This is a genomic window from Olsenella sp. An270 (assembly GCF_002159735.1).
Taxonomy (GTDB): domain Bacteria; phylum Actinomycetota; class Coriobacteriia; order Coriobacteriales; family Atopobiaceae; genus Thermophilibacter.
This window is the reverse complement of record NZ_NFJF01000001.1, coordinates 75220-101064: the sequence shown is the minus strand read 5'-3', so window position 1 is coordinate 101064 and position 25845 is coordinate 75220. Positions and strand designations below refer to the sequence as shown.

Genomic DNA, 25845 nt, shown 5'->3' with positions numbered 1-25845 from the left:
TACCAACCGCAAGCTGTCGTTCTCGGCTTTGCGCTTTGTAACACTTTGGGGCCCTCATTCGTTACCAATAGCAAGCTGGCACCCGTGGCGAGAAGAACGCCCGCCCGCGACGCCTACGCGAACTCGATCTCCCCGGTCGCGGCGTCCATCGACTTCACGATGGCGAGCGACTCCACCTGGTAGCCACGGCGGCGCAGCTCGTCGCCACCCGGCTGGAAGCCCTTCTCGATGGCGATGCCGATGCCCTCCACGATGACGCCGGCCTCGTCGCAAATCTGCAGCAGCCCGTTCATCGCGCAGCCCATGGCCATGAAGTCGTCGATGATGAGCACGTGCTCGCCCGCCGTGAGGAAGCGCTTGGCAACGATGACCTGGTACTCGCGGCCCTTGGTGTAGCTCGTGATGTTGGTGCGGTACTGGTCGCCGTCAAGGTTCTTGGACTCGGTCTTGCGCGCAAAGACCACGGGCACCCCGCCAAAGTGGGTTGCCGCCACGCACGCGATGCCGATGCCGGAGGCCTCGATCGTGAGGATCTTGTCGATGCGTTTGCCGGCGAAGAGGCGCGCCCACTCGGCGCCCATGTGGTCGTAGAGGGCCACGTCGCACTGGTGGTTGAGGAAGTTGTCGACCTTGAGGACGTTGCCCTCGCGAACGATGCCGTCCTGGCGGATGCGGTCCTCAAGCTCCTTCATGCGCCTGCCCCTCTCGTGGTGGTGTTGACGTCCCGTCCATTATGCACGCTCGGCGCTCGTTTGGTGCCGTTCGCCTTAAAACTCGTCCGTACTTATCGATAGTCGATAATTAGTGGTATAAGAACGATAAGAACTGCTGGCGAGAAGAACGGGGTGATCACAATGACCAACGAGACCCTGACACGCTCCGACGCCGACCACCGCATCCGACGCACGGCGAACGTGGCCGCGTGGCTCTGTGCCATCGTGGCCGCGGGGTCGCTCATCATGACGGTGGTGTCGCTCGGGCTCGCGGCCGACCTGACGCGCGTGGGCATGGTCGAGGGCGGCCGCGACCTGCTCGCCGCGTTCTTCACCACGTCCGCCGACCTTGGCGGCGTCACGCGCCTCGGCGGCGCGGCGCCCTATCAGGTGGCGAGCGCCGTGGGCGGCGCGCTCACCTTCGTCGCCTACCTCGGCGCCACGCGCGTCTGCCAGCGCGTCGCGAGAACGGGCGAGGTCTTCTCGCTCGACGTGGTGCGCGCCCTCAGGCGCACCTCCGTCTTTCTCGTCCTGGCGGCCTTTGTGCCGGGCATCCTGCACCTCGTGGGGAGAGCGATCTCCGGAGCGGTGGCGAGCCAGCTCATGGTGGAGGCCGCCTTCATCCCAACGGGTACGGTGATCGTCGACACCGGCGCGCTCGCGATCGGGGCGCTGCTGTTCGCGATCTGCCGCATGTTCGAGTACGGCTGCATCCTGCAGAAGCAGGACGACGAGCTGCTGTGAGGCTGCGATGATCGTGCTTCGACTCGACCGCGTGCTCGCGGACCGCAAGATGCGCTCGAAGGAGCTCGCCGAGAAGATCGGGCTCACCGAGGTCAACCTCTCGCGCATCAAGTGCGGCAAAATCTCCGCCGTGCGCTTCTCCACGCTCGACGCCATCTGCCGCGAGCTGGACTGCCAGCCCGGCGACATCCTCGAGTACGTGCCTGACGAGCCCGAGACCTGACGGCTGGGGCACCGCTCACCGAAACGTGGCGCCCGTAAGCGTGTTACCGATAGCTTGCAGCTAGCCCCCTACCGAGGATTTACGGCCTGACGTTCTTCTCGGCGATATGTTTTGAATATATCAAGGGTTGTCTCATATGCGTCGCCGACGCCCCTTGCCCGCTCGTGAAAGAATGCCTCCCACGACGGGAGGTGCCATGAGCGAGAAGGTCGAGCGGGAGCTGCGAGCGCTGTTCGCAGAGGCGGAGGCGCGCGGCGCGTGCGCGACGCCATCCGAGAAGCGTCTGCAGGTGGCCTGCCTGAGGCGAACGGGTGAGACGGGCACGGTCGTCTCGTCCGCCCGCGGGCTCTTTGTCCAGCGCTCCTGGTGGGAGGGGCTGGGCTTCTCCGAGCAGACGCTCGCCATCATGCGCGCCGTCCAGCGCCGCCATCCCGACTGGGTCTTCTGCGGGCCGTCCGCCGCGCTCGCGCTCGGCTGTGACGTCCCCTACGCCTGGCAGCGCCCCCTGCACGTGCTGCGCGAGAGCGGAAACGCCTCCGCCCGCACCGCCCTGGTCACCCATCACAGCACGACGCTGGCAGACGACGCGCGCGAGCGGCCTATCTGGCGCGGGGGCCTTCACGTGACCCCGCTCCTTAGAACCGTGCTCGACTCCCTGCGCTGGATGAGCTTTCGCGAGGGCATGGTCGTCGCCGACTGGGCGATGGGTGCATGCGGGGTGGCGTGGCAGGACTTCGTCGAATACGCCTACCGCCGGGTCGGCTCCTGTCGCGACGCCAAGCGCGCCCTGTCGACGTTCGTCCGTGCCACCGGCCTCGCCGAGAGCGGCGGCGAGTCGATCGCCCGGGCCGTGATGATCGAGCAGGGCTACCTGCTCCCGGCGCAGCAGGTCGAGGTGCCCGACCCGCTGCACCCGGGACGGACGTTCCGCGTGGACTTCGTCTGGGTGCGCACCGACGGACGCGTAATCGCGGGCGAGTGCGACGGCCTGCGCAAGCTGCTCGATCCCGAGATGGCGCGGGGGCGCACGCCGCAGCAGGTTCTTCTCGACCAGCGAAAGCGCGAGGGGCTCATCACCGCCTACGACGTCTCGGTGCTGCGCTTCACCTACGAGGAGGCGGCCGGGGTGACCGAGCTCGTCCAGAAGCTCGAGCTCTACGGCGTGCCGCGCGTGGGCTCGCCGCTCGCGCCCACAGGGCCGATGCCGCTGCCGGACTGGGGCGCCCTGCTGCGACGGTAGCGCTCCGGACAGCTTGCGGTTGGTAACAGTTTTAGGCCAAAAAACGTTACCAACCGCAATGTGGAGGTTGGCATATTGCGGTTGGTAACAGAATTGCGACGAAAAACGTTACCAACCGCAATTTTCCAGCCGAGAAGAACCCGACGCCGCCTCAGAAAGTCCCCGTTGACATATGAACGTGTGCTCATATAATCATACTCACATACGAACGAGAGGAGCGCACATGGCCGAGGAGCCCACCCCCACCGAGATGCCCGACGAGGAGCTGCTCTACGACCTCGCCGACCTGTTCAAGGTGTTCAGCGACACCACCCGCATCAAGATCCTCTACGCCCTCATGGGCCGCGAGCTCTGCGTCGCGGACATCGCCGAGGAGACCGGCAGCACGCAGAGCGCGGTCTCCCACCAGCTGCGCACCCTCAAGCAGGCGCGCCTGGTCCGCTTCCAGCGCGACGGCCGCAACGTGCTCTACTCGCTCGCCGACGACCACGTCTACACCATGCTCAGCCAGGGCATGTCCCACATCTGCGAGTAAGGAGACTCCCATGCGCAAGTCATTCAGGCTCGACGAGATCGACTGCGCCAACTGCGCGCGCAAGCTGCAGGACGAGCTCGCCGCACTCGACGGCGTCGACGCCGTCTCCGTCAACTTCCTGACGCAGAAGCTCACGCTCACCGCGGCGGACGAGCGCTTTGACGACGTGCTCGACCGCGTCGTCGCCCTCGCCGCGCGCGTCGAGCCCGACTGCGAGATCGTCCGCTGACAGTTCAGCGGGCCTGGCGGCAAAGGTCGGTCGCGAGTTCCGCAGCCGCGCCCTCTGCGGCGAGGACTGTTTGAGCAGACGACCTTTGCCGCCGGGCCCCTAGGAGGAGTCATCACCATGAACAAGAAGCAGCGCCGCTGGCGCAACCGCATCGTGATCGCCCTCGCCCTCTTCGCGGCCGCGCTCGCCGTCGAGCAGAGCGGGCTTCTCGCCACGCTGTTTGGCACGCCGGGCGACGTCTACGCGAGCTTTGCCCTCTTCCTCGTCCCCTACCTCATCGCCGGCTACAAGACCCTGCTCGAGGCCGCGCGCAACATCCGCCGCGGCGAGGCCTTCGACGAGGCGTTCCTCATGTCGGTCGCCTCCCTCGGCGCCTTTGCGATGGTGTTTTTCCCCGACACCGACCCCCACATGGCCGAGGGCGCCGCGGTCATGCTCTTCTACCAGGTGGGTGAGCTCTTCCAGAGCTACGCCGTGGGCCAGAGCCGCGCCTCCATCGCGGCCATGATGGACATCGCGCCCGAGTACGCCAACGTCGAGAAGGACGGCGAGCTCGTGGAGCTGGACCCCGCCGAGGTCGCCGTGGGCGAGACGATCGTGGTCAAGCCCGGCGAGCGCGTGCCCATCGACGGCGTGGTCACGGACGGCACGTCCCAGCTCGACACCGCCGCGCTCACCGGCGAGTCCGTCCCGCGCCACGTGGAGCCGGGCGCGGAGGTCATCTCCGGCTGCGTCAACATGACCGGCGTCCTGCGCGTTCGCACGACCAAGCCCTACGGCGAGTCCACCGTCGCCCGCATCCTCGAGCTCGTTGAGAACGCGAGCGAGAAGAAGGCCCGCACCGAGAACTTCATCACGCGCTTCGCCCGCGTCTACACGCCCGTCGTCACGATCTCCGCGGTCCTTCTCGCCGTGGTCCCGCCGCTCGCGGGCCTGGGCCCCTGGTCCGACTGGATCCTGCGCGGCCTCACCTTCCTCGTCGTGAGCTGCCCGTGCGCGCTCGTGATCAGCGTGCCGCTCTCCTTCTTCGGCGGCATCGGCGGCGCGTCGCGCCTGGGCATCCTCGTCAAGGGCTCCAACTACCTCGAGCTCCTCGCCCACGTGGACACCGTGGTCTTTGACAAGACCGGCACGCTCACGAGCGGCACCTTCAACGTGGTGGCGGTGCACCCCGAGGCGGGCGTGGACCCCGACTACGTGCTCTCCATGGCGGCGCACGCCGAGTCCTTCTCGGACCACCCGATCGCCGTGTCCGTGCGCGCCGCCTACTCCGGAGAGATCGACCGCGAGAAGATCGACGAGGTGCGCGAGGAGTCCGGTCACGGCGTCAGCGCGCGCGTGAACGAGCACCTGGTCATGGTGGGCAACGACAAGCTCATGACCGAATACGGGGCCTCCTGGCACGACTGCGACCTCACGGGCACGATCCTGCACGTCACCGTCGACGGCGCATACGTTGGCCACATCGTGATCGCGGACGTGGTGAAGGAAGACGCCGAGGCGGCGGTCGCCGACCTCCACGCCGCCGGGGTGCGCCGCTGCGTCATGCTGACCGGCGACCGCACGGACGTCGCCGAGGCCGTCGCCGCGCGCCTGGGCATCGACGAGGTCCGCGCGCAGCTGCTGCCCGAGGACAAGGTCCGCGCCGTGGAGCGCCTGCTCGAGGACGAGAGGGACGGGGCGCGGCTCGCCTTCGTGGGCGACGGCATCAACGACGCGCCCGTCCTCATGCGCGCCGACGTGGGCATCGCCATGGGCGCGATGGGCTCCGACGCCGCGATCGAAGCCGCCGACGTCGTCCTCATGGACGACAAGCCCTCCAGGATCGCGAGCGCCATGTGCCTGGCGAGAAGGACCATGCGGATCGTCTGGCAGAACATCGTGTTCGCGATCGGCGTCAAGGTGCTCATCCTCGCGCTCGCGGCCCTCGGCGTCGCCAACATGTGGCTCGCCGTCTTTGGCGACGTGGGCGTGGCCATGATCGCGATCATGAACGCCATGCGCTGCATGCGCGTCGGGCGGGACTAGGGCGGCCCCTACGCCTCCAGGCGGCTCAGCTTGGTGCGAACGATGCGGCGCACGGACTCGTCGATGCGCTCCTCGGTGAGCTCGCCCGACGTCACCGCGTCGAGCACGCCCTGGTAGGCGGCATCGAGGTCGGCCGGCATGAGCACGATGTCCACGCCGGCGGAGATCGCCGCCACCGCGACGCGCTCCACGCCCACGGCCTCCGTCGCGGCGCCCATGCCCATCGAGTCGGTGATGATGATCCCCTCGTAGCCAAGCTCATTGCGCAGGAGGTCGGTCACTATCTCGCTCGAGATGGAGGCGGGGTCATCGTCACCGGTGACATTGGGCATCGAGAGGTGGCCCACCATGACGAAGGGCACGTCCTCCTCGATCGCGGCCTCGAAGGGCCGCAGCTCCTCGGCGCGAATCTCGTCGAGGGTCTTCTCGGAGTAGATCGAGGTGTCGTGGCTGTCGCCGAGCGCGCCGCCGATCCCCGGGAAGTGCTTTGCCGCGCAGAGCATGCCCGCGTCGGCGAAGCCGCGCACCTGGGCCGCCACCATGGGAGCCACGACGTCGGCGGTGGCGCCAAAGGAGCGCAGGCCCATCGTGCCGTCCGGGTTGTTGGCGATGTCGGCGTCAGGGGCAAAGTCCACGTTGAAGCCGAGGTAGTCGAGATAGGTGCCGATGCCCTTGGCGACCTCCTGGGCGTAGGCGGTGTCGCCGGTCGCGCCCACGTCGCACATGTTGCCCACGTTGTCCACGCCAAAGCCGGGGTTGCCGCCCACGCGCGAGACCGTGCCGCCCTCCTCGTCCACGCACAGAAACATCGGCAGGCCGTTGACCTCGCGCCCGTACGCCATCGTGTTGGAGAGCATCGAGCGCGTCTGGTCGGCGTCGAGCAGGTTGGCGGCGAAGTAGCAGATGCCGGCGACCGGTCGCTCGGCAAGCGCGGCGCGCGTGGCCTCCCCGGCCGCGGTCTGGACCTCCACGCCCGTGACGGCCTCGGGGCGCACGACGAAGAGCTGCCAGATCTTCTGCTCGAGCGTCAGCTTCTCCATCGCGGCGCTGACCTCGGCCTCGAGCGGGTCCTCGGGGGCGGCGGGCTCCTCCTCGACGTCCGGCGCGGGGCGGTCGCTCACGGTCCCGCGCTCCTCCTCGGGGACGGAGCCCGGGATGCCGGAGCACCCGGCGAGCGTCGCGGCGAGCAGCGTGCCCCCGGCGGCGAGGGCCTGGCGGCGGGTGATGGGGCGAAGGTCGGGCATGTCACGCCTTTCGTCGTTCTTGTCGGCACCCCATTATACGGGGGGCGCCACCCGGCCCGCCCAGACGGCCGCGCCGAGAGGGTATGTGCACTTCTGGTTTAGGTTGTGTGCGCTATTTCATACCCTCGCGCGGGGCGGACGAAGGAGGGCGAGAAGGACTAGCGCTGCGGGTAGCGGGGCTCCACCAGCCCGGCGCGCTCCAGCGCGACGGCGACCGGCACCACGACGGCGAGCTGCAGCACGATGCCCGGCAGGCCGGTCAGCAGGTAGCCCGCGGCCCATGCCGCCAGGGAGTAGGAGCCCGCCGAGAAGATCAGCGCCTGCAGCAGCCCGCCCACGACGCGGCCGCAGACCATGGCCCCGACGAGCGAGACGTAGAGGTCGAGCGTCAGGCGCCCCGTGCGGACGCGCGAGGAGAGCAGGCCCGACACCAGTCCGTAGACGACGAGCTCGCAGGTCATCGACGGCAGCATGGGCGCGGCGGGCATGCCGGTGAGCAGGCTCGAGAGCACGGGGGCGAGAAGACCCGTGGCGGCTCCGGCGGCGGGACCGGCCACGAGACCGCAGATCATGACGGGCAGGTGCATGGGCAGCCAGGCGTTTCCGGCGCCGGGGACGGCGTGGAACGCCATCGGCAGAACGATGCCCAGCGCGGCGCAGACCGCGGCGACGACGACCCTCTTGACGGAGCTCATGGACGGTTCTCCCCTCCGGGGCGCCCGGGACGGCCGTCGATGCGGTACCCGCGCGCCTCCATCGCGACGGACAGCTCGTCGGCGCGCCGGAACGCGGACACGAACACGGGGACGAGCAGTCGCACATAGCTGACGGCGCGTCGCATAATACCACCCGAGGAGGCCGGGCCACAACGCAGGGCCTGGGCCCGCATGAGCTGGCGGCTCTCCCGCAGCAGCGTCGGGACGAACTGCACCGTGACCCCCACCGCCAGCGCCGCGGCCTCGGTGGGAACGCCGAGGCGCGCGAGCGGGCGCAGGAGGTCGCGGACGCCGGAGGTGAGCTGCTGGGGCCGCGTGGTCGCGGTGAGCAGCGTGCCGAGCACCACCACGAGCGCCGTGCGGGCGACGATGCGGGCTCCCTGGGCGGCGCCGGCGAGGGTGAGGCGCACGGGCCCGAGCGAGAGCAGCGGGTCAGAGGCCGAGAAGAACAGCGCGTTCATGCAGAGCACGACGAGCAGAAACCAGCGGAGCCCCCAGAGGGAGCGGAGCGCCGCGCGCCAGCCCACGCGCGATGCGGCGACGAGCGCGGCGACGCCGAAGGCCGCGAGCGCGAGCTCGACCGGCGAGGACGCGAGCACGACGAGGGCGACCGCGACGAGGAGCCCCACGAGCTTGGCCGCTGCGGGGGCGCGGTGCAGCGGGGAGTCGACCCACACGTATCCGACCGAGGACCTCATGCCGACCCCCTCCCCCGCGCGATCGCGTCGGCCAGCTCCTCGGCCGTGAGCGGGGCGCCCGCGACGGCGAGGCCGGCGCGGCGCAGGGCGAGCGCGGCGCGGGCGGCGCAGGCGGGCTCCAGGCCGTGGTCGCGCATGAGGGGCGCGTCGGCGAGAAGGTCGCGCGCGGGGCCGTCGAGGGTGACGCCGCCGTCCTCGAGCACGACGAGGCGGTCGGCGACCTCGGCGAGCGCGTTGGCGTCATGGCTGGCAACGACCACGGTGGCGCCGTCCTCCGCTGCGGCGCGCACGGCGTCGAGGCAGGCGCGGCGGGCGCGCGGGTCGAGCCCGGCGGTCGGCTCGTCGAGCAGGAGCAGCCCCGGGCGCAGCGCGAGCACGGAGGCGATCGCGACGCGCCGCTGCTGGCCTCCGGAGAGCGAGAAGGGCGAGCGCGCGCCCAGCTCGTCCAGGGTAAGCCCCATGAGCGCGAGCGCCCGCGCCGCCCGCTCGTGTGCCTCGTCGGCGGCGACGCCGCGCGCGAGCAGGCCGAAGGTAATCTCGCGCTCGACCGTGCGCTCGAAGAACTGCCGCTCGGGCATCTGGAACACGAGCCCGACCCCGCCCGCGCCCTCCATGCGCACGCGGCCCGAGTCGGGGCGCGTCGCGCCGGCCATGACCTCGAGCAGGGTCGTCTTGCCGGACCCCGTCCTCCCCATGAGGCCGCAGACGCCGCCCGAGAGCGCGAGGGACACGTCGGCGAGCGCCGTGACCCGCTCGCCCGCCGGCCCCTCGTAGGAGAGGCTCATATGCTCGACCGTCAGTCGCACAGGGCGCTCACCAGCCCCTCCACCGTGACCGGCGCAGGGCCGCAGGCGGCGCCGCGACGGACGAGCCCCTCCCAGACGCGCGTCGCGAGCGGGGGCTCCAGGCCCGCCGACTCGAGCAGCGCGCGGTCGGACAGGACCTCGGCCGGCACGCCCGCGGCGGCGACGGCGCCCGCGCGCATGACCACCACGCGGTCGGCACGGGCGGCGAGCTCCATGTCGTGCGTGACCCACACGAGCGCCGTGCTGCGCTCGGAGCGGGCACGCAGCACGGCGCGCACGAGCTCGTCGCGCCCCTGGGGGTCGATCATCGAGGTCGCCTCGTCGAGCACGAGCACGTCCGGGTCGCTCGCGAGCACGCCGGCCAGCGCCACGCGCTGCTGCTGGCCGCCGGAGAGCGTGTGGACGTCGCGTCGCTCGAACCCCGCGAGTCCCACGTCCGCGAGCGCCCGGACGGCGGCGAGCCGCGCGTCCTTCTCGCCCGCGCCAAAGTTGCGGGGCCCAAAGGCCACGTCCTCCCCCACCAGCGTGGAGACGAACTGGTTCTCGGGGGTCTGGAAGACCATGCCGCAGGCGCGGCGCAGCTCCCAGACGCGCGTGGGGTCGCCGGCGTCGATGCCCGCGACGGCGAGCTCGCCGGACTGCAGGGGGAGGAGGGCGTTCAGGTGGCGCGCGAGCGTGGTCTTGCCGGAGCCGTTCTCGCCCACGACCGCCACGAACTCGCCCGGCGCCACGTCGAGCGAGACGCCGCGCAGCGTGGGCCGGCCCGGTGCGTACGCATGGGTCACGTCGCGCGCCTCCACGATCTTCTCGCCCGTCCTGCCCACCTCCCGATGACGTCGTAGCTGACACGGCGTCGTCAATTCTACCCGTGTCGACCGTCTGCGGCACGATTCCAGGATTCGGCGCGGTTGTCACGAGGGCTTCTAAGAATCCGGGACCTTGTCCCGAGTGACTCCGAGAATCGGGGCCCTTGTCCCGAGCGACTCTAGAAATACGCCCCCTTGTCCCGCACGGACCGTCAAAAGGCGGGTTTTGCATGGCTTCGGCGCGACCTCGGCGGACAAGCCCTCGATTTCCTAGACGCCCCCATGACAAGGCCCACGATTTCTAGAATCGCGCCGCCGCGGCGTTATAGCAGCGAATGTACAACGGCGAGCCCGGAGACGTCCGCCACCTGCGCTATCCTTGTCCCATCACCGAGAAAAACAAGGAGGACACGTGCTCACCTTCGAGAAGTACGTCCGCCCCGCCACGACGCGCCAGGCCTACGAGCTCCTGCAGGAGAACCGCCAGGCCACGGTCATCGGCGGCATGATGTGGCTGCGCCTCGCGGACCGCACCTCGCCACTGGGGATCGACCTCTCGCGCTGCGGGCTCGACAAGATCGAGGAGACCGGGGACGCGTGGCGCATCGGCGCGATGGTGACCCTCGGCCAGCTCGAGAACCACGAGCGCTTCCAGGCCTCCACCTGCGGCGTCTTCACGGAGGCCGTCCGCGACGTCGTGGGCACGCAGTTCCGCAACCTCGCCACCGTGGGCGGCTCGCTCTACGCGCGCATGGGCTTCTCGGATGTCGTCACGGCGCTGCTCGCGCTCGACACCGAGGTCGAGCTCGAGGGCGCGGGCACGTGCCCGATCATCCCGTTCGTCGAGCGCGGGGCGAGAAACGACATCCTCACGCACGTCATCGTGCGCAAGCACCGCTATCGCGCCGCCTTCGAGTCCGTGCGCAACGCCGCGACCGACTTCTCGGCGCTCAACGCGGCGGCGGCCTGCTGGCAGGGGTCGTGGCACGTCACCGTGGGCGCGCGCCCCAAGAAGGCGACGCTGATCACCGGCGGCGAGCGCATCCCGCTGCGCGCCGACTTCTCCCCCGCCGAGCTTGACGCCGTCTGCGAGCTCGCCGAGAGCCTGGACTTTGGCGACGACCTGCGCGGGACCGCCGCGTGGCGCCGCGCCGTGGCCCCCGCCCTCGTCCGCCGCGCCGTGGAGCGCGCCGCCGCCAAGCCCCGCGCCGACAAGGAGGCCTAGAGCCATGCAGATCACCCTCACCCTGAACGGCGCGACGCTCACCGAGGACGTCCGGGCAGACATGACGCTCTTCGACTTCTGCCGCGCCCACGGCTACAAGTCCGTCAAGTGCGCGTGCGAGACCTCCAACTGCGGTCTGTGCACCGTGCTTCTGGACGGCGAGCCCGTGCTCTCGTGCTCCGTGCTCATGGCACGCGTGGACGGCCGCGAGGTCACCACGCTCGAGGGCATGCGCGACGGCCGCCGCGAGCTGCTCGCCCAGTGCCTCGCCGAGGAGGGCGCCGAGCAGTGCGGCTTCTGCGCGCCGGGCCTCGAGATGGCCGTGCTCGCGCTCGACGCCGCCCACGCGGACGCCGACGACGAGACCGTGCGCCGCTACCTCTCCGGCAACCTCTGCCGCTGCTCCGGCTACGCGAGCCAGATGCGCGCGATCCGCCGCTTCCTCGCCCGCCACGCAAACGGCGGCGAGCTGCCGCCGCGCGAGGTGCCCGCTGACCCGACCACCGAGTCGGGCGAGAGCCACGCCCAGATCGCGCGCCCCGTGGCGAAGAAGGACTCCGGCGCCCTTCTCGCCGGCGCGCCCGTCTACACGGCCGACCTCGCGCCCGAGGGAGCCCTCGTGGTGAAGCTCGTGCGCAGCCGATACGCCAACGCACGGGTCCTGGACGTCGACAAGAGCCGCGCGCTCGAGGTCCCCGGCGTCGTGGCGGTCTTTGGCCCGGACGACGTGCCGCACCACCGCTTCACGCTTGCCGGCCAGTCCTTCCCCGAGCCGAGCCCCTACGACACGGTCCTTCTCGACCGCCACGTGCGCTACGTGGGCGACGAGGTGGCCATGGTCGTGGCCGAGACCGAGGCCGCCGCGGCCGCCGGCGTGCGTGCCGTGAAGGTCACCTACGAGCAGCTCCCCGCCGTGCTGGACGTCGAGGAGGCGCTGGACAACGCCACCGTCATCCACGACGAGGACGACTGGGCGCCCGGCGGCGACAAGTCCGGCGACCCGCGACGCAACCTCGTGGCGCACGGCGAGCGCGTCCACGGCGACCTGGACGCCGCCTTCGCCGACGCCGACGTCGTGATCGAGCGCACCTACCGCACGCAGGCCACGCAGCAGTCCATGATGGAGACGTTCCGCTCCTTCGCCTACACCGACGCCTTTGGCCGCGTGACCGTGGTGAGCTCCACGCAGGTGCCCTTCCACATCCGCCGCCAGGTGGCCAACGCCCTGGGGATCCCCAAGCGCCAGGTGCGCGTCATCAAGCCGCGCGTGGGCGGCGGCTTTGGCGCCAAGCAGAGCGGCTGCAACGAGCCCTTCGCCGCGTTCGCCGCGATGAGGACCGGCCGCCCATGCGTGTGCACCTACACGCGCGAGGAGACCATGAGCTGCTCCAACACGCGCCACGAGATGGTCCTCAAGGTCCGCATGGGCGCCCGGCGCGACGGCACGATCTGCGCCATCGACCTCTACGCCCTCTCCAACGCCGGCGCCTACGGCTACCACGGCACGACCACGGTCACGCTCGTAGGCGGCAAGGCGCTGCCGATCTACAACCACGTCGCGGCCAGCCGCTTCTCCTACGACGTGGCCTACACCAACACCACCCCGGGCGGCGCCTACCGCGGCTACGGCGCGACGCAGGGCTGCTTCGCCGTGGAGTCCGCCGTCAACGAGATGGCCGACGAGCTGGGCATGGACCCGTGCGAGCTGCGCCTCAAGAACCTCGTGGGTCCCGGCGAGACCCTCTGGCAGCTGAACGACGAGCACCTCTACAGCTGCCGCCTCGACGAGTGCCTCACGCGCGCGATGGACATGGCGGGCTGGCGCGACCGACCGCTTCGCGAGGACCTCGGCGACCGCGTGCGCGGCCTGGGCGTGGCCCTCACGATGCAGGGCTCCGGCATCGCGATGGTGGACATCGCCAACGTGGACATCCGCCTCGAGGACGACGGCTTCTACGTGCTCTCCATCGGCGCCACCGACGTGGGCACCGGCGCGGACACCATCCTCGCCCAGATGGCCGCCGAGGCGCTGGGGTGCGACGTGGACCGCATCGTCACCAAGGGCGTGGACACCGACACCTCCCCCTTCGACACCGGCGCCTACGCGTCGTCGGGCACCTACACCACCGGCGGCGCCGTCGTGCGCGCGGCCGAGGACCTCATCCGGCAGATCCGCGAGCAGGCGGCGCGCGTCTTCGGCGCGGACGAGAAGGACGTGGAGTTTGACGGCGAGAGCGTGCGCTGCGGCGATCAGGAGATGACCGTGGCCGCGCTGGCCAACAAGCTCATCGGCTTTGGCCTGCACCCCGGCATGCTCGAGGGCCACGGCACCAACGCCCAGCCCACCTCGCCGCCGCCCTACATGGCCGGCGTCGCCGAGGTCGAGGTCGACAAGGCCACGGGCAAGGTCACGGTCACCGACTACGCGGCCGTCGTGGACTGCGGCACCGTCATCAACCCGGCGCTCGCGCGCGTGCAGGCCGAGGGCGGCATCGCCCAGGGCATCGGCATGGCGCTCACCGAGGACGTGCTCCGCGACGAGCGCGGCAACCTGCGCACCGGCAGCCTCATGACCTACAAGCTGCCCACCCGCATGGACGTGCCCGAGCCCCGCGTGGAGTTCATGCCGAGCTTCGAGCCCACGGGCCCCTTCGGCGCCAAGTCCATCGGCGAGGTCGTCATCAACACGCCCTCCCCCGCGGTCATGAGCGCCGTGGCCCACGCCACGGGCCGCTACGTGCGCGACCTGCCCATCACCCCGAGCAAGGTCTTCGCTGCGGAGTAGCCCCGAGCGTCAGGCCTCCCTCAGGCGCACGTCAGGGCTTCGAACGGGTCAACCAGCCGAGAAGAACCTCCGGCCGCACGCGCGCTAGAATCGAGAGGTTGTCCGCCCCCGCCGCGGAGGTCGCATGTTCAAGCTCAGGCGCTACCTCGCGGGCCACTACGCCGAGTGCGTGCTGGCACCGCTCTTCAAGATGCTCGAGGCGCTGCTGCAGCTCCTCGTCCCGCTCGTGATGGCCCAGGTCATCGACGTCGGCATCGCCACGCGCGACGCCGGCTACGTGCTCGCCCACGGCGCGCTGCTCGTGGGCATGGGCGTCCTCGCGTGGGTGGTCGCGGTCACCGCGCAGTTCTTCTGCTCGCGCCTGGCCGCCGCCTTCGGCACCGCGATGCGCGACGACCTCTTCCGCCACGTGCTCTCGCTCTCGCGCGAGGACGTGGAGCGCCTTGGCCGCGCGAGCCTGGTCACGCGCCTCACCAACGACTCCCAGCAGGTCCAGGACGGGCTCAACATGTTCTTCCGCCTGATCCTGCGCTCCCCGTTCGTCACCTTCGGCACCGTGATCGCGGCCTTTATCGTGGACGGCGTCGAGGGGGCGGTGCTGCTCGTCGCCGTCCTCGTGGCGGGCGCCCTGGTCCTCGGCTTCATGCGCGTGACCGCGAGCCGCTATCGTGACATCCAGCGCGGCCTCGACGAGGTCCAGCTCGGCGTCTCCGAGAACCTCGAGGGCGTCCGCGTCCTGCGCGCGTTCCGCCGCGAGGACGCCGAGCGCGCGGCCTTCGCGCAGACGGCGAGGACCGTGCGCGACCGCCAGGTCACGACCGGCGACATCTCCGCCCTCGTGAACCCCCTCACCTACGTGACCGTGAACTGCGGCCTCGTCGCCCTGCTGTGGTTCGGCGGCGCCCAGGTGAACGTCGGCGGCCTCACGCAGGGCCAGCTCGTGGCGCTCGTGAGCTACGTGAGCCAGGCGCTCGTCGAGCTCCTCAAGCTCACGAACCTCATCGTCCTTCTCGCCAAGGCCTCCGCCTGCGCCAAGCGCATCAACGAGGTCTTCGAGACCGAGCCCACCCTCGCGGACGGCACCCTCGACGCGGCGCCCGAGCAGGGCGCTCCCGCGCTCGCCTTCGACGACGTGAGCTTCTCCTACCCCGGCGCCGCTGGCGACGCGCTCTCCCACGTGAGCTTCGCGCTTGCCCCGGGCGCCACGCTCGGCGTGATCGGCGGCACCGGCTCGGGCAAGTCCACGCTCGCGAGCCTCGCCCTGCGCTTCTACGACGTCACCGGGGGCGAGGTCAAGGTGGGCGGCCACGACGTGCGCGACCTCACGCGCCACACGCTTCGCCGCCAGGTCTCGCTCGTCGAGCAGGGCGCCACGCTCTTCTCGGGAACCATCGCCTCCAACCTGCGCTGGGGAGACCCGCACGCCAGCGAGAAGGACCTCGAGGCGGCCGTCGCCACCGCGCAGGCCACAGGAGTCGTCGCCGGCAAGGAGGGCGGCCTCGACGCGCAGGTCGAGCAGTTTGGCCGCAACTTCTCCGGCGGCCAGCGCCAGCGCCTCACCATCGCGCGGACCCTCGCGCGCCGGCCGCGCGTCCTCATCCTCGACGACGCCTCCTCGGCGCTCGACTTCGCCACCGACGCCGCGCTGCGCCGCGCCATCGCCCGCGACTGCGCCGACATGGCCGTGGTCACCATCTCGCAGCGCGTGACCGCCGTGCGCCACGCCGACCAGATCCTCGTGCTCGACGGCGGGCAGCAGGTGGGCCTGGGCACCCACGAGGAGCTGCTCGCGGGCTGCCCCGTCTACCGCGAGATCTGCGAGTCCCAGCTCACCGCAGAGGAGGTGGAGCGATGAGCGAGAAGAACCTCCGGTCCGGCTCCGCCACGTCGGAGACCGTCCGCCGCGTGCTCGCGCTCTTCTCGGACAGGCGCGGCTCGCTCGTGTCCGCCGCGGTCCTCACGGTCGCCGTGGTCGTGGGCACACTCGCGCTGCCCGTGCTCTCCGGGCGCGCCGTCGACTGCGTCGTGGGCGTGGGGCAGGTCGACTTCGTCGGCCTGGGCCGCTCGCTCGCCTGGATCGCCCTCACGCTCGGCGCGACGGCGGTCTGCCAGTGGGCGCTCACCGCGGTCACCAACCGCCTCGCCTTCGGGGCGGCGCTCACGCTGCGCGGGCGCGCCTTCGACCACCTGCAGGAGCTCCCGCTCTCCTACATCGACTCCCACGGGCACGGCGACCTCGCCGCGCGCATCGTCACCGACGCCGACATGCTCACCAACGGCCTGCTCATGGCCTTCCAGCAGCTGCCCGTCGGCGTGCTCACGATCGTGGTGACCCTCGTCTTCATGTTCGCGCTTAACCCCGCCATCGCGGCCGTGGTCGCGCTGCTCACGCCCATCTCGATCTTCACCGCGCGCTTCATCGCCACGCACAGCGCCAAGCACTTCTCGGGCCAGACGCGGCTGCGCGGCGAGCTCACGGCCTACGTGGAGGAGATGGTCGGCGGCATCTCCGCGATCGAGACCTTCGACATGGCCGACGCCGTCCACGAGCGCTTCGCCCGGACCGACGCGGCCCTCGGGGAGGAGAGCTTCAAGGCGGTGTTCTTCTCGTCCCTGGTGAACCCCACCACGCGCTTCGCGAACGCCCTGGTGTACGCCGCGATCGGCATCTTCGGCGCGTTCGTGGCCATGGGCGGCGGCATCACCGTGGGCGGGCTCTCGGCCTTCCTCGGCTACGCCGACCAGTACGCCAAGCCCTTCAACGACATCTCCGGCGTGGCAACCGAGCTCCAGAACTCCGTTGCCTGCGCGCGGCGGCTCTTTGCCCTGCTCGACGTGCCGCCCGAGGAGCCGGACGCCCCGGGCGCCGTCGTGCTGGCCGAGCCGCGCGGCGAGGTCGACCTGGACCACGTGGCCTTTGGCTACGACCCGCGCCGCCCGGTCCTCACCGACGTGGACCTGCGCGTTCGCCCGGGCATGCGCGTCGCCCTCGTGGGCGAGACGGGCTGCGGCAAGACCACCCTCATCAACCTCATCATGCGCTTCTACGACGTGGATGGCGGCGCCGTGCGCGTCGACGGCCACGACGTGCGCGACCTCACGCGCGCGAGCCTGCGCGCCGGCTGGGGCATGGTGCTGCAGGACACCTGGGTGCGGCGCGCCACGGTGCGCGAGAACGTGAGCATGGGACGTCCCGACGCCACGCTCGAGGAGGTGCGCGCCGCCTGCCGCGAGGCCTACGCCGACGACTTCATCATGCGCCTGCCGCAGGGCTACGACACGGTGCTCGACGGCTCCGCCTCGCTCTCCGCGGGCCAGCGGCAGCTGCTGTGCATCGCGCGCGTCATGCTCGCACGCCCGGCGATGCTCATCCTCGACGAGGCCACGTCCAACATCGACACCCGCACCGAGCTCCTGGTCCAGCGCGCCCTGGCGCGCCTCATGGAGGGCCGCACGAGCTTCGTGGTGGCGCACCGCCTCTCAACCGTGCGCGACGCCGACGTCATCTGCGTGGTGGCCGACGGTAGGATCGCCGAGAGCGGCACCCACGACGAGCTGCTCGCCGCCGGCGGGCGCTACAAGCGCATCTACGAGGCCCAGTTCGCGCCCACCGAGTAGCAGGGGGCCCGTAGCACGTCTCTCGCGCCGAGACAGAGAAACGGCACAGAATCTGCCTCCAGAAGGCCCCTGTCTGTGCCGTTTCTCTGTTTCGGCGGGCTTGTCCCTACAGCCCGCGCTCGCGCAGGCGGGCGTCGATCTCCTTGAGCGTGACGCGCGCGGCGAAGAGCTGCCGGTAGGTGGCGGTCTTCACCTTGCCTGCCGCCGCCAGCTCGTCCATGCGCGCGACCGTGGCGGCAAGCTCATCGCGCACGCTCGCGGCAAACTCGTCATAGGCGGCGAGCCGCGCCGTGTCGTCCTTCTCGGCCACCGGGTTCTCCTCTCTCCGTGCCAGTCCAGGCGGGCTCGATTGTCACACAATCATGAGACGCGACGCCTGACCCGCGAACTCCGAGTTATTGTCCGGTCCCTCCCCTACGCTGTGCCCAACAGGCGGACAAGCCGCCGACAAGGACCTCTACGGAGGAGGATGTCATGTACGAGCCGTCAAAGCACGTCGCCACGTTCTACGTCGCCGGGTTCCAGTACTGGGACGGGGCGCTCGTCATCGGGGAGCTCAAGGCGGGCATGCAGCTCGACCTCGTTCCGGAGCGCGACAACCCGCACGACCCAGAAGCCATCGCGATCAGATGGAAGGGCACCAAGCTCGGGTTTGTCCCGGCCAGCGAGAACACCCTCGTGTCCGCACTCTCGTTCTACGGGCACGCCGACGTCTTCGAGTGCCGCGTCCTCAAGGCGGACCCCGCGCGCAGCCCCTGGCACCAGCTCATGGTTGGACTCTACGTCCGCGACGCGCGATAGGGTAGCTTCGTTCAGAAGTTCGTGCCATTCCAGCCGAAGTCCGGCGTCCAGCCGTAGCGGATGTAGAGCCGGGAGGCGTCCACGCCGAGCTCGCGGCAGACGACGGGGGTGACCTCCTCGGTGAAGGCTCGCCACGCGGACGACGGCACCTCGGCGCGGGCGAACACGCTCACGTCGACGAGGGCGGAGGGCTCGGAGTCGTCCCCAGCGAAGTAGATGGGGGTCTCGTCCTCGAAGAGGCACATCAGCCATGCCTCGGACTTGCCGGGCACGGCCTCGATCGCACGCCCGTAGGCGGCCTTCAGGGTCTCCCGCGCGGCGGGCGCGATCGGCGCGGAGCAGTACGTGTGGACGACGGGCATGGCGACTCCTCTCGTTAGACGTCATCACGAGCATAGCCGACGACTACCCGTAGGTTATGCGGCATCGTCTAGGTTATGCGACATCAGCAGGGTTGTGTGCACGATTTAATATCAGATGTCCACTGGTAAAAGAGTTGACGAGAATAGCCTTGTGCGCCGAGACGTCGCATAACCTCATGAATGTCGCATAACCTCGCGCGGCCGAAAGCCCGCTACTCCCCGTCTACGCGACGGCGGAGCTGCTTGACCTTGCCACGGGCGCGCTTGGCCTCCAGGCGTTTGCGTTTCTGCGAGGCAGAGACGCGCGTCGCCTTCCGCGGGCGGGGAGGTCGGGCGCGACGGCGGCAGATATCGAGGATCTTCTCGACGCAGCGCTCGCGGTTGCGCAGCTGGCTGCGCTCCTCGCGCGACACCACCACGATGCCGGTGGGAACGTGACGCATGCGAACGGCGGAGTCGGCCGTGTTCACGCCCTGCCCGCCCGGACCCGAGGCATGAAAGGTCTGGACCTCGCAGTCCCGCGCGATTTGGTCTGCGCTCATGCGCGCGAACGCGGCGTAGTCACGATATGTAAGAGCATCCCCGTCCATGTGGCCATCCTAGCAGACGCCTACTAGATGTGTTCAAAACGTGTCCTCGTGCTGCCTTTCTTCGCCCCTGGAATCAAAACGCTCGCTCGTGCGACGTGTTTTCCGCCCTCTCATAGCATGCGATTGAACTTTTGTTATTATGACCTGCGAAAACTTTGTCGCATGCAGTACGCGAGGCCCGACTGCGGCAAAAAACATGTTGCACGAGCGGCCGTTTTGCCGCTCGGATTCGCGCAATGTTGCACGAACGCCCTTTTTGAACCTCAATCGACCCTCTCTTCCGTGATTTTGATTCTAATACTTATACATGGAATCCGTGCAGGGGCGTGTGGTAGCGATGTGCCGTCGCACCTGCACAAGTTTTTGACATGAGGCCTGTATCATGAGCGCTTTGTAAACCCAGCGTCATAGAAAGACAACCATGCTCTCTGCCCTGATGTCGATTCTCCCGATCGCCGCCGCCGTGGCGATCGTCGTGCTCTCCGTCCGCCGTGCACGCCACGAGGGACGGCCGTCCCCGAGCCGGATCTGCTGGCTCGCCGTCCCCGTGCTCGCGCTCGCCGTCGTCGCGGTCCTGTGCGTGCTTGGCCTCTACCAGGGCGGACCGCTCGAGCTGCTTGTCCTGGGCGCCTCTGCGATCGGTGCCTCACAGGTCATGCTCCGTCGCGACCAGGTCCACGCAGCCGCGGCGGCATGGGGCGAGAAGCGCGGCTGGTCGAGGGAGCGCACCCATGCGCTCTTCACCCTGGCGGCCCTTCTCGCCTGCACGCTCCTCGGGCATCTGGCCGTCGAGCTCCCCTACAACTACGAGATCCTCTGGATGGCGCCGCAGTACGCGCTGCTCCAGTGCCTCATCATCCTGCTCGCCCTCGGCGCCCTCCACTTCCTCTTCCAGCGTCGCGGCGCGGGCATGGTCGTGGGCGTTGGCCTCTGCTTCGTGATCGGCCTCGCACAGTTCTTCGTCGCGAGCTTCAAGTCCGCCGCCATCCTGCCGAACGACCTCTTCGTCCTGGGCACCGCGGCCGCCGTGAGCGGCAGCTACACCTACGCCATCGGGGGAGGTGTGGCACTGGGCCTCGCCGCCGTGCTGCTCGCCACCGCCGTGGGCTCGCTCGTCGCGCCGGCGCCGGCGACCTCCCGCGGTCGTCGCGTCGCGGCGAACCTCGGGTGTGCGGCCGTCCTGCTCGCCGCGCTCGCCGCGGGTGTCACCCTGCCGAGCTACTTCGACCAGCTGGGCGTCCAGATGAAGTACTGGTACTCGCTCGACTACTACCGCAAGCAGGGCTTCATCACCTCGTTCGTCGCCGTCGCGCAGGACCTACCAATCGACGTGCCCGAGGGCTACGACGACGATGCGGCCTCCGAGCTCGAGGCCTCCTACGTCGAGCGCTACGACGAGGGCGAGGGCTCCTCCGAGGCGCGCCAGGAGGCCGAGGCGCAGTTCGACGAGGAGCGCCCCAGCGTCGTCTGCATCATGAACGAGTCCTTCGCCGACCTCTCCGAGCTTGACGGCGCCTCCTGGGGCTACGACGGCCCGTCGTTCGTAAACTCGCTCGACGACACGCTCGCCCGTGGCAGCCTCGCGGTTTCGGTCCTCGGCGGCGGCACCTGCAACACCGAGTTCGAGTTCCTCACCGGCGTCCCGCTCGCCTACGTCGGCGACGGCAAGTACCCCTACTCCCTCTACGACCTCTCCGCGTCCCCGAGCCTCGCGCGCCAGTTCTCCGAGCTCGGCTACCAGACCACCGCGATGCACCCCAACTACGCCACCAACTGGAACCGCGACCGCGTCTACGAGGCGCTCGGCTTTGACGAGTTCCTCGACATCGACGACTTCGCCGGCGCCGAGACCTACCACAGCGGCGTCTCGGACGCGGCGACCTACGACAAGTGCCTGGAGCTTCTCGAGAGCAGCGACGGGCCGCAGTTCATCTTCGACGTGACCATGCAGAACCACTCCGGCTACGACCAGAACAACCTGGGCGACGTGGAGCAGTACCACGTCGACGGCATGAGCGACTACGACAACGCGCGCCTCTCCGAGTACCTGGCCTGCGTCGACGAGTCCGACCGCGCGCTCGAGGAGTTCCTCGGCGAGCTCTCCGAGCTCGACCGTCCCGTGGTCGTGGTCTTCTTCGGCGACCACCAGCCCGCGCTCTCCACGATCCTGAACGCCGCCGTAAGCGGAGAGCAGGTCTACGACGAGAACGGCAACGCCGTCGGCGGCGGCACCGGAGGCGGGGACGCCTCCGGCGACTCCGAGGCGGCCGTCGAGACCTACCGCTCCACCTACCTCGTCTGGGCCAACTACAACGTCGCCGGCAACGCACAGGACGGCGAGAAGAGCGACGCGAGCCCGGCCTACCTCGGCGCCCTGACGGCGGACCTGATCGGTGCGCCGCTCACGGACTACCAGAAGGCGCAGCTCGCGATCCGCGAGGAGCTGCCCGCACTGAGCCTTCTGGGCATGGAGCTCGCCGACGGCACGTGGGTCACCACCGACGACGAGGAGGCGCTCCCCCAGGCCTACGACGACCTGGCGCAGATCACCTATCTCGAGTTTGCGAGCAAGCTGAGGTAGGGCTACTCGCCGTTGGCATCCCTCCGCTCCACGAAGAAGCGACCACGCTCCCACCACAGCGTGCGCCAGACGTTCGGCGCCACCTCGACGCGCCACCCCTTGACGACGCTGCCGCTCTCCCAGCGGCCCCACTCCTGCTGCGCGCCGCACGAGAGCACCGGGAAGCGCCGCGTGCCGTCCCAGTCGATCTCCGTCGGCCGCACAGCGCCCGTGGAGTCCACCGCACAGCTCACCTTGACGTAGACCCGGCGATCGTAGCGCGGTATGCCGCAGGTGCCGCCGAGCCTCGTCATCACGTCCGCCCCCTTTACTAGAACAGGTGTACCCATTCTAGAAAGGGGGCGGGACACAAACCCTGCCATCTCGAGCTCGATTAAGGCTGGCCCTACGCGGCGCTCACGGGGATCTCCACGTCGCCCACGGTCACGCTCACGATGTCGCCCGCGGCCACGATGCGGTCGTAGGTCACCGTCTTGGTGACGGCGCTCGTGCCGTCGCCCTGCTCCTGCGCGTGCGTGTTGGCGTTAGTGGCGTCGAACGTAGTACCGTCCGCGAAGGTCACGGTGACGGGCAGGCCGGTGACCGCCTCCATCTTCGCCTCGGCCTCGTCGCTCATCTGGCCCGAGGGGCCGAGGTCGCCGATCTGCCGGTCGATCGTGTAGTCCACCGTGACGCCGACGGAGGACACCGCTACGGCGTCGACTGTGACGTCCGCGCCCTGCCATGTGGTGTGCTGGCCTGCCGGAAGGTCGACGGTCGTGTCGACGTAGTTCATCTCGAACTTGAGGTCCCAGTTGCCCGTGACCAGGGTCACGTACTCCCCCTCCGCGTCGTAGACCCTGATCTCGCTCATCGAGAAGCGCATGGTGCGCCCGATGATGCTGGCGCCGTTCCAGGTGGTGAAGCCCATGGTCTCGGCGTACTGGATGGTGCCGTCGCCCGGGTCGGCGTCGTAGAACCAGGACCCGCCGCCCCCGCCACTGGCACCGTCGACATAACAGGTGGCGTCGGCCACGAGCGGCAGCGTGCCGTCCTCCCCGGGCTCGATGTCCTCGAGCACGGAGGGGTCGTCGAACGCGACAGAGTACACGACGGTGTAGTTCGACCGGTCGCCCGCCACGGCCTCGGCCGTCACGGTGACGCCGTTCGAGGTCGCGCTCGCGCCAATCGGGCGGCCGACCTCGTTCAGGAGCTCTGTCTGGGCCGGGGCGCCGCCGAAGACGTCGGAGAGCACGTCGGCCGGGTTGGGCAGCACGCCCGCCGCCACGGCGACGGTGCCGCCCCCGCCCAGCACGAGGGCGAGCGCGAGACCGGCGGCGACGCGCGCCCAGCGGTGCCTGGGGCGACGGGCGGGCATGGTCAGGACCTCCGCGGGGGCTTTGGGCTGAGCGTTCTTCTTGGCCTCCCTCAGGACCTCGACCATGCGGGCCTTTGCCTCATCGGAGAAGCGCAGGCCGTCCATCGAGCGGGTGTAGCTATCAAGCGGGGAAGTCATCGTAGTCTCCCTTCAGGTCGTCTCTGAGGCTCGCACGGGCACGGCTCAGGCGCTGACGCACCGCGTCGTCGGTGGCGCCGACGATCCGCGCGACCTCGCGCGTGGGGTAGCCCTCGTAGTAGTGCAGGTAGACCGCCTCGCGCTGCGGCAGCGGGAGCGCCATGACGGCGGCGAGCACGCGCTCGTCGCGCCGTCGGAGCGCGTCCTCGCCAGGCGCCTGCGTCGCCGCCGGCTCCGGCGCGTCGTCAAGCCTCATCGCCGGGTGCGCCCCGCGGTCGCGCAGCAGGTTCCTACAGGCATTGGCCGCCACGCGTATGACCCAGGCGCGCTCGTGGCCGGGGTCGTGGAACGGCTCGTCGCGGCAGATGAGCTTCACGAGCGTGTCCTGGCAGACGTCCTCGGCGTCGGCCGTCGAGCGCAGGTAGGTGTAGCACACGCGCAGGACGAGGTCGGCGTAGTCGCGCACGAGCCGCTCGGGGTCGCGGTCGGGCGCGTTCTTCGAGCCCGTCATCGGCAGCCTCCTCTCGTGGATTGTCGGGTACCTCGGGGTCGCAGCTGCCCTCCCCTTCACCTAGCACACACGGGAGGGGACGGAATGTGACGGAGCGACTTGGGGGAAAGGTGGGCGCCCGAAAAATCCTCCTTCACGTACAAAAAACAGGTCAGAGACCATAGCCTCTGACCTGCGTCATTCGTGGTGGGCGTTACAAGATTTGAACTTGTGACCTCTTCCGTGTCAGGGAAGCGCTCTCCCCCTGAGCTAAACGCCCGTATGTGGTGCACTGCTGGGGACCGCAGCGCGAGGGATATAGTAGCAAGGAACCCACCCGGAGTGCAAGCACAATTTTGAGATTGCGCACGATTGTCCAAAACTTCTCTTGTCCCCCTATTTGACGAGAGGTTCTGCCAAAACTGCGGCATGTCCGCCTGTAAAAAGGGGGACATGCCGACAGGCGAGAACGACAGGCGAGAAGGTCGCCCTACTCGGCTGCGCCGTCCTTCTCGGCAGCCTCCTTCTTGGCGGCTGCGGCGGCCTTGCCGGCGGCGATCCGCGCCTGCACGTCGGAGCCGCCCGCCTTGGCGCCCGCACCGGACACGACGACCTTCTTGGCCTTGGGCTTCACGGTGACGCCGCCGCGCGCCGTCGCGCGCTTGCCGCCCCCGCGGCCGGTCACGAAGCCGACCACGCGCTTGCGGAAGCGGTTCCAGCGACGGTTCAGGCTCTCCCCGCCCTTGGAGCGCATGCCCATGCACGGGGCGGCGATGAGGACCGGCAGCAGGTACTCCACCGCGCGCCAGATCACGAAGCCGGCCGTGGTGTGGACGCCGTACATGCCCTGGAAGAGAATCGCAAAGCCCACCTCGGCGCCGCCTGCGCCGCCCGGGAGCGGCACCGCGTTGATCAGCAGCTCCAGCATGGAGCCGGACGCCAGGCAGATCAGGAAGTCGGCCGGCTCGCCAAAGGCGCGCAGGACAAACCACGGCAGCGCGTACATGCAGCCGAGCTGCAGCAGCGTCACCGCCATCGTCAGCAGCATCTCGCGGACGTTCTTCGCGGAGCGCTTGAAGGCGGCCGAGAACTTGACCACCTGCGTGTTGACCATCTCGTACCACTGCTCGTACTTGTCGTCCTTGAGCCAGCGGCGACGGTTCGCAAAGCGCAGCGCCCAGTTGCCGATCGCCACCACCGGCTTGGGGAACAGGCACAGGAAGAGCATCGCGCCCACCTGCACCACCTTGAAGCCAAAGAGGAAGAGGCCCACGAGCGTGACGTCGCCGAAGGTCTCGTAGAAGTAGCCGCCGCAGAAGACGAGCATGATCGCGGCGAAGACGCCCTCGCCGGCCTCGTAGAGCACCGTACGCGTGAAGTTGAGGGCGCTCGCCTCGCCCACCGAGAGGCCTGCGCGCGTGAGGCGGTAGATCTGCGCGGGCGGGGCGCCGGCGCTGTTGGGCGTCAGGCGCATGAAGAAGACGCCGGAGGCCTCGACGCTCATGAGGTCGCGGATGCCCACCGGGTTGTCGGGGTCGGCGATGATCGAGAGCGCGTAGGCGACCACGCCAAAGACGTAGTAGAACAAAAAGCAGATGACGCCCGCGGTGATCCAGGCGAGGTCCACGCCCGCCAGCGACGTCACGAACTCGTCGACCTGACCGGAGAAGACCAGGTAGGCGGCATAGGCGATGGCAACGAAGCCGAGGAAGATGAAGGTCTTGCGGACCTGGCCGAGCGACTTCTTGTCGGCGGCGCTGTCCTCGGGCGAGACCGAGCGCACAGCGGAGACCTTCAGCGGGACCTTCTTGGCCGCCGCCTTCTTCGCCTCCCTGGGGCTCTTCTCGTCTGCTGCCACGTGCGCTCCCGTCGCGTACGCAATCGGTCCAGTCAGCTAAGTGTACCGCGCGGGCGAG

At 69.5% G+C, this 25845-nt stretch carries 25 protein-coding genes and 1 tRNA gene; 12 read left to right on the top strand and 14 right to left on the bottom strand.

What is annotated here, in order from left to right; genetic code table 11:
• Nucleotides 1–113: 113 nt before the first annotated feature.
• Nucleotides 114–692: a xanthine phosphoribosyltransferase gene (locus tag B5F73_RS00460; protein WP_087224809.1), complete on the bottom strand. Its 579-nt coding sequence runs from the start codon at nucleotides 690–692 to the stop codon at nucleotides 114–116.
• Between the two features lie 162 nt (nucleotides 693–854).
• On the opposite strand from B5F73_RS00460, the gene B5F73_RS00455 reads away from it, so the two are divergent.
• The 6 genes from B5F73_RS00455 to B5F73_RS00430 all read left to right on the top strand — a co-directional run bounded on the left by B5F73_RS00455 (nucleotide 855) and on the right by B5F73_RS00430 (nucleotide 5712).
• Nucleotides 855–1457: a hypothetical protein gene (locus tag B5F73_RS00455; RefSeq protein WP_087224806.1), complete on the top strand. Its 603-nt coding sequence runs from the start codon at nucleotides 855–857 to the stop codon at nucleotides 1455–1457.
• A gap of 7 nt (nucleotides 1458–1464) precedes the next feature.
• Nucleotides 1465–1680: a helix-turn-helix transcriptional regulator gene (locus B5F73_RS00450; RefSeq protein WP_087224803.1), complete on the top strand. Its 216-nt coding sequence runs from the start codon at nucleotides 1465–1467 to the stop codon at nucleotides 1678–1680.
• A gap of 196 nt (nucleotides 1681–1876) precedes the next feature.
• Complete coding sequence (locus tag B5F73_RS00445; RefSeq protein ID WP_087224800.1) at nucleotides 1877–2920, top strand: hypothetical protein; 1044 nt, start codon at nucleotides 1877–1879, stop codon at nucleotides 2918–2920.
• A gap of 223 nt (nucleotides 2921–3143) precedes the next feature.
• Nucleotides 3144–3455: a metalloregulator ArsR/SmtB family transcription factor gene (locus tag B5F73_RS00440; protein WP_087224797.1), complete on the top strand. Its 312-nt coding sequence runs from the start codon at nucleotides 3144–3146 to the stop codon at nucleotides 3453–3455.
• Nucleotides 3456–3465: 10 nt separating this feature from the next.
• Nucleotides 3466–3684, top strand: coding sequence for a heavy-metal-associated domain-containing protein (locus B5F73_RS00435; protein WP_087224794.1), 219 nt, complete (start codon nucleotides 3466–3468; stop codon nucleotides 3682–3684).
• A gap of 117 nt (nucleotides 3685–3801) precedes the next feature.
• The gene (locus tag B5F73_RS00430) at nucleotides 3802–5712 is read left to right on the top strand and encodes a heavy metal translocating P-type ATPase (RefSeq protein ID WP_087224790.1); all 1911 of its coding nucleotides are present in this window, start codon (nucleotides 3802–3804) and stop codon (nucleotides 5710–5712) included.
• A gap of 8 nt (nucleotides 5713–5720) precedes the next feature.
• Here the strand turns inward: B5F73_RS00430 and B5F73_RS00425 are convergent, their stop codons facing one another.
• The 5 genes from B5F73_RS00425 to B5F73_RS00405 form a co-directional block, all read right to left on the bottom strand.
• Nucleotides 5721–6956 (bottom strand): glycoside hydrolase family 3 N-terminal domain-containing protein, encoded by a 1236-nt coding sequence (locus tag B5F73_RS00425; protein WP_087224787.1) that lies wholly within the window; start codon nucleotides 6954–6956, stop codon nucleotides 5721–5723.
• Nucleotides 6957–7114: 158 nt separating this feature from the next.
• Entirely contained in the window at nucleotides 7115–7651 is a 537-nt protein-coding gene (locus tag B5F73_RS00420) for an ECF transporter S component (protein ID WP_087224784.1), read from the bottom strand.
• The gene (locus B5F73_RS00415; RefSeq protein WP_087224781.1) at nucleotides 7648–8370 is read right to left on the bottom strand and encodes an energy-coupling factor transporter transmembrane component T; all 723 of its coding nucleotides are present in this window, start codon (nucleotides 8368–8370) and stop codon (nucleotides 7648–7650) included. The genes B5F73_RS00420 and B5F73_RS00415 overlap by 4 nt, the downstream gene beginning before the upstream one ends.
• Entirely contained in the window at nucleotides 8367–9176 is an 810-nt protein-coding gene (locus tag B5F73_RS00410) for an ATP-binding cassette domain-containing protein (RefSeq protein ID WP_143803103.1), read from the bottom strand. Before B5F73_RS00410 ends, B5F73_RS00415 begins: the two co-directional genes overlap by 4 nt.
• Nucleotides 9167–10000 carry an ATP-binding cassette domain-containing protein gene (locus B5F73_RS00405; RefSeq protein ID WP_158094731.1) on the bottom strand — a complete coding sequence of 278 codons (834 nt, stop codon included), beginning with the start codon at nucleotides 9998–10000 and terminating at the stop codon, nucleotides 9167–9169. The genes B5F73_RS00410 and B5F73_RS00405 overlap by 10 nt, the downstream gene beginning before the upstream one ends.
• A gap of 394 nt (nucleotides 10001–10394) precedes the next feature.
• On the opposite strand from B5F73_RS00405, the gene B5F73_RS00400 reads away from it, so the two are divergent.
• From B5F73_RS00400 to B5F73_RS00385, 4 genes are all read left to right on the top strand, one after another.
• Entirely contained in the window at nucleotides 10395–11207 is an 813-nt protein-coding gene (locus tag B5F73_RS00400; RefSeq protein WP_143803102.1) for an FAD binding domain-containing protein, read from the top strand.
• 4 nt (nucleotides 11208–11211) lie between these two features.
• Nucleotides 11212–13992, top strand: coding sequence for a molybdopterin cofactor-binding domain-containing protein (locus tag B5F73_RS00395; protein ID WP_204206224.1), 2781 nt, complete (start codon nucleotides 11212–11214; stop codon nucleotides 13990–13992).
• A gap of 124 nt (nucleotides 13993–14116) precedes the next feature.
• Nucleotides 14117–15847, top strand: a complete 1731-nt coding sequence (locus B5F73_RS00390) for an ABC transporter ATP-binding protein (protein ID WP_087224770.1) — start codon at nucleotides 14117–14119, stop codon at nucleotides 15845–15847.
• Nucleotides 15844–17610, top strand: a complete 1767-nt coding sequence (locus B5F73_RS00385; RefSeq protein ID WP_087224767.1) for an ABC transporter ATP-binding protein — start codon at nucleotides 15844–15846, stop codon at nucleotides 17608–17610. The genes B5F73_RS00390 and B5F73_RS00385 overlap by 4 nt, the downstream gene beginning before the upstream one ends.
• A gap of 106 nt (nucleotides 17611–17716) precedes the next feature.
• Here B5F73_RS00385 and B5F73_RS00380 read toward each other — a convergent pair whose 3' ends face one another.
• Nucleotides 17717–17920, bottom strand: coding sequence for a hypothetical protein (locus B5F73_RS00380; protein WP_239379744.1), 204 nt, complete (start codon nucleotides 17918–17920; stop codon nucleotides 17717–17719).
• 164 nt (nucleotides 17921–18084) lie between these two features.
• On the opposite strand from B5F73_RS00380, the gene B5F73_RS00375 reads away from it, so the two are divergent.
• Nucleotides 18085–18411, top strand: a complete 327-nt coding sequence (locus B5F73_RS00375) for an HIRAN domain-containing protein (RefSeq protein ID WP_087224761.1) — start codon at nucleotides 18085–18087, stop codon at nucleotides 18409–18411.
• Nucleotides 18412–18422: 11 nt separating this feature from the next.
• Here the strand turns inward: B5F73_RS00375 and B5F73_RS00370 are convergent, their stop codons facing one another.
• Both B5F73_RS00370 and B5F73_RS00365 read right to left on the bottom strand, forming a co-directional pair.
• Entirely contained in the window at nucleotides 18423–18773 is a 351-nt protein-coding gene (locus B5F73_RS00370; RefSeq protein ID WP_087224758.1) for a hypothetical protein, read from the bottom strand.
• A gap of 212 nt (nucleotides 18774–18985) precedes the next feature.
• The gene (locus tag B5F73_RS00365) at nucleotides 18986–19363 is read right to left on the bottom strand and encodes a peptide chain release factor-like protein (protein WP_087224755.1); all 378 of its coding nucleotides are present in this window, start codon (nucleotides 19361–19363) and stop codon (nucleotides 18986–18988) included.
• 421 nt (nucleotides 19364–19784) lie between these two features.
• Here B5F73_RS00365 and B5F73_RS00360 point away from each other — a divergent pair, with 421 nt between their 5' ends.
• On the top strand, nucleotides 19785–21944 hold the full coding sequence (locus tag B5F73_RS00360; protein WP_087224752.1) for an LTA synthase family protein: 2160 nt from the start codon (nucleotides 19785–19787) through the stop codon (nucleotides 21942–21944).
• Nucleotides 21945–21946: 2 nt separating this feature from the next.
• On the opposite strand, the gene B5F73_RS00355 is transcribed toward B5F73_RS00360, so the two are convergent.
• The 5 genes from B5F73_RS00355 to B5F73_RS00335 all read right to left on the bottom strand — a co-directional run bounded on the left by B5F73_RS00355 (nucleotide 21947) and on the right by B5F73_RS00335 (nucleotide 25787).
• Nucleotides 21947–22240 (bottom strand): hypothetical protein, encoded by a 294-nt coding sequence (locus tag B5F73_RS00355; RefSeq protein WP_143803101.1) that lies wholly within the window; start codon nucleotides 22238–22240, stop codon nucleotides 21947–21949.
• Between the two features lie 89 nt (nucleotides 22241–22329).
• The gene (locus B5F73_RS00350) at nucleotides 22330–23439 is read right to left on the bottom strand and encodes a DUF4179 domain-containing protein (RefSeq protein ID WP_087224746.1); all 1110 of its coding nucleotides are present in this window, start codon (nucleotides 23437–23439) and stop codon (nucleotides 22330–22332) included.
• A complete protein-coding gene (locus B5F73_RS00345) occupies nucleotides 23423–23950 on the bottom strand; it encodes a sigma-70 family RNA polymerase sigma factor (RefSeq protein WP_087224743.1) in 528 nt (175 codons plus the stop codon). Before B5F73_RS00345 ends, B5F73_RS00350 begins: the two co-directional genes overlap by 17 nt.
• 184 nt (nucleotides 23951–24134) lie before the next feature.
• Nucleotides 24135–24209: transfer RNA gene (locus B5F73_RS00340), tRNA-Val, on the bottom strand.
• 210 nt (nucleotides 24210–24419) lie between these two features.
• Nucleotides 24420–25787, bottom strand: a complete 1368-nt coding sequence (locus B5F73_RS00335) for a lysylphosphatidylglycerol synthase transmembrane domain-containing protein (RefSeq protein ID WP_239379743.1) — start codon at nucleotides 25785–25787, stop codon at nucleotides 24420–24422.
• Nucleotides 25788–25845: the final 58 nt, after the last annotated feature.

Excerpts from the sequence above, each read along its gene's own strand:
- B5F73_RS00425 (WP_087224787.1), bottom strand. The coding sequence starts at position 6,956 with ATGCCCGACCTTCGCCCCATCACCCGCCGCCAGGCCCTCGCCGCCGGG.
- B5F73_RS00430 (WP_087224790.1), top strand. The coding sequence starts at position 3,802 with ATGAACAAGAAGCAGCGCCGCTGGCGCAACCGCATCGTGATCGCCCTC.
- B5F73_RS00365 (WP_087224755.1), bottom strand. The coding sequence starts at position 19,363 with ATGGACGGGGATGCTCTTACATATCGTGACTACGCCGCGTTCGCGCGC.
- B5F73_RS00345 (WP_087224743.1), bottom strand. The coding sequence starts at position 23,950 with ATGACGGGCTCGAAGAACGCGCCCGACCGCGACCCCGAGCGGCTCGTG.
- B5F73_RS00375 (WP_087224761.1), top strand. The coding sequence starts at position 18,085 with ATGTACGAGCCGTCAAAGCACGTCGCCACGTTCTACGTCGCCGGGTTC.
- B5F73_RS00445 (WP_087224800.1), top strand. The coding sequence starts at position 1,877 with ATGAGCGAGAAGGTCGAGCGGGAGCTGCGAGCGCTGTTCGCAGAGGCG.
- B5F73_RS00395 (WP_204206224.1), top strand. The coding sequence starts at position 11,212 with ATGCAGATCACCCTCACCCTGAACGGCGCGACGCTCACCGAGGACGTC.
- B5F73_RS00370 (WP_087224758.1), bottom strand. The coding sequence starts at position 18,773 with ATGCCCGTCGTCCACACGTACTGCTCCGCGCCGATCGCGCCCGCCGCG.
- B5F73_RS00415 (WP_087224781.1), bottom strand. The coding sequence starts at position 8,370 with ATGAGGTCCTCGGTCGGATACGTGTGGGTCGACTCCCCGCTGCACCGC.
- B5F73_RS00390 (WP_087224770.1), top strand. The coding sequence starts at position 14,117 with ATGTTCAAGCTCAGGCGCTACCTCGCGGGCCACTACGCCGAGTGCGTG.
- B5F73_RS00420 (WP_087224784.1), bottom strand. The coding sequence starts at position 7,651 with ATGAGCTCCGTCAAGAGGGTCGTCGTCGCCGCGGTCTGCGCCGCGCTG.
- B5F73_RS00385 (WP_087224767.1), top strand. The coding sequence starts at position 15,844 with ATGAGCGAGAAGAACCTCCGGTCCGGCTCCGCCACGTCGGAGACCGTC.
- B5F73_RS00360 (WP_087224752.1), top strand. The coding sequence starts at position 19,785 with ATGCTCTCTGCCCTGATGTCGATTCTCCCGATCGCCGCCGCCGTGGCG.
- B5F73_RS00455 (WP_087224806.1), top strand. The coding sequence starts at position 855 with ATGACCAACGAGACCCTGACACGCTCCGACGCCGACCACCGCATCCGA.
- B5F73_RS00450 (WP_087224803.1), top strand. The coding sequence starts at position 1,465 with ATGATCGTGCTTCGACTCGACCGCGTGCTCGCGGACCGCAAGATGCGC.
- B5F73_RS00435 (WP_087224794.1), top strand. The coding sequence starts at position 3,466 with ATGCGCAAGTCATTCAGGCTCGACGAGATCGACTGCGCCAACTGCGCG.
- B5F73_RS00350 (WP_087224746.1), bottom strand. The coding sequence starts at position 23,439 with ATGACTTCCCCGCTTGATAGCTACACCCGCTCGATGGACGGCCTGCGC.
- B5F73_RS00440 (WP_087224797.1), top strand. The coding sequence starts at position 3,144 with ATGGCCGAGGAGCCCACCCCCACCGAGATGCCCGACGAGGAGCTGCTC.
- B5F73_RS00460 (WP_087224809.1), bottom strand. The coding sequence starts at position 692 with ATGAAGGAGCTTGAGGACCGCATCCGCCAGGACGGCATCGTTCGCGAG.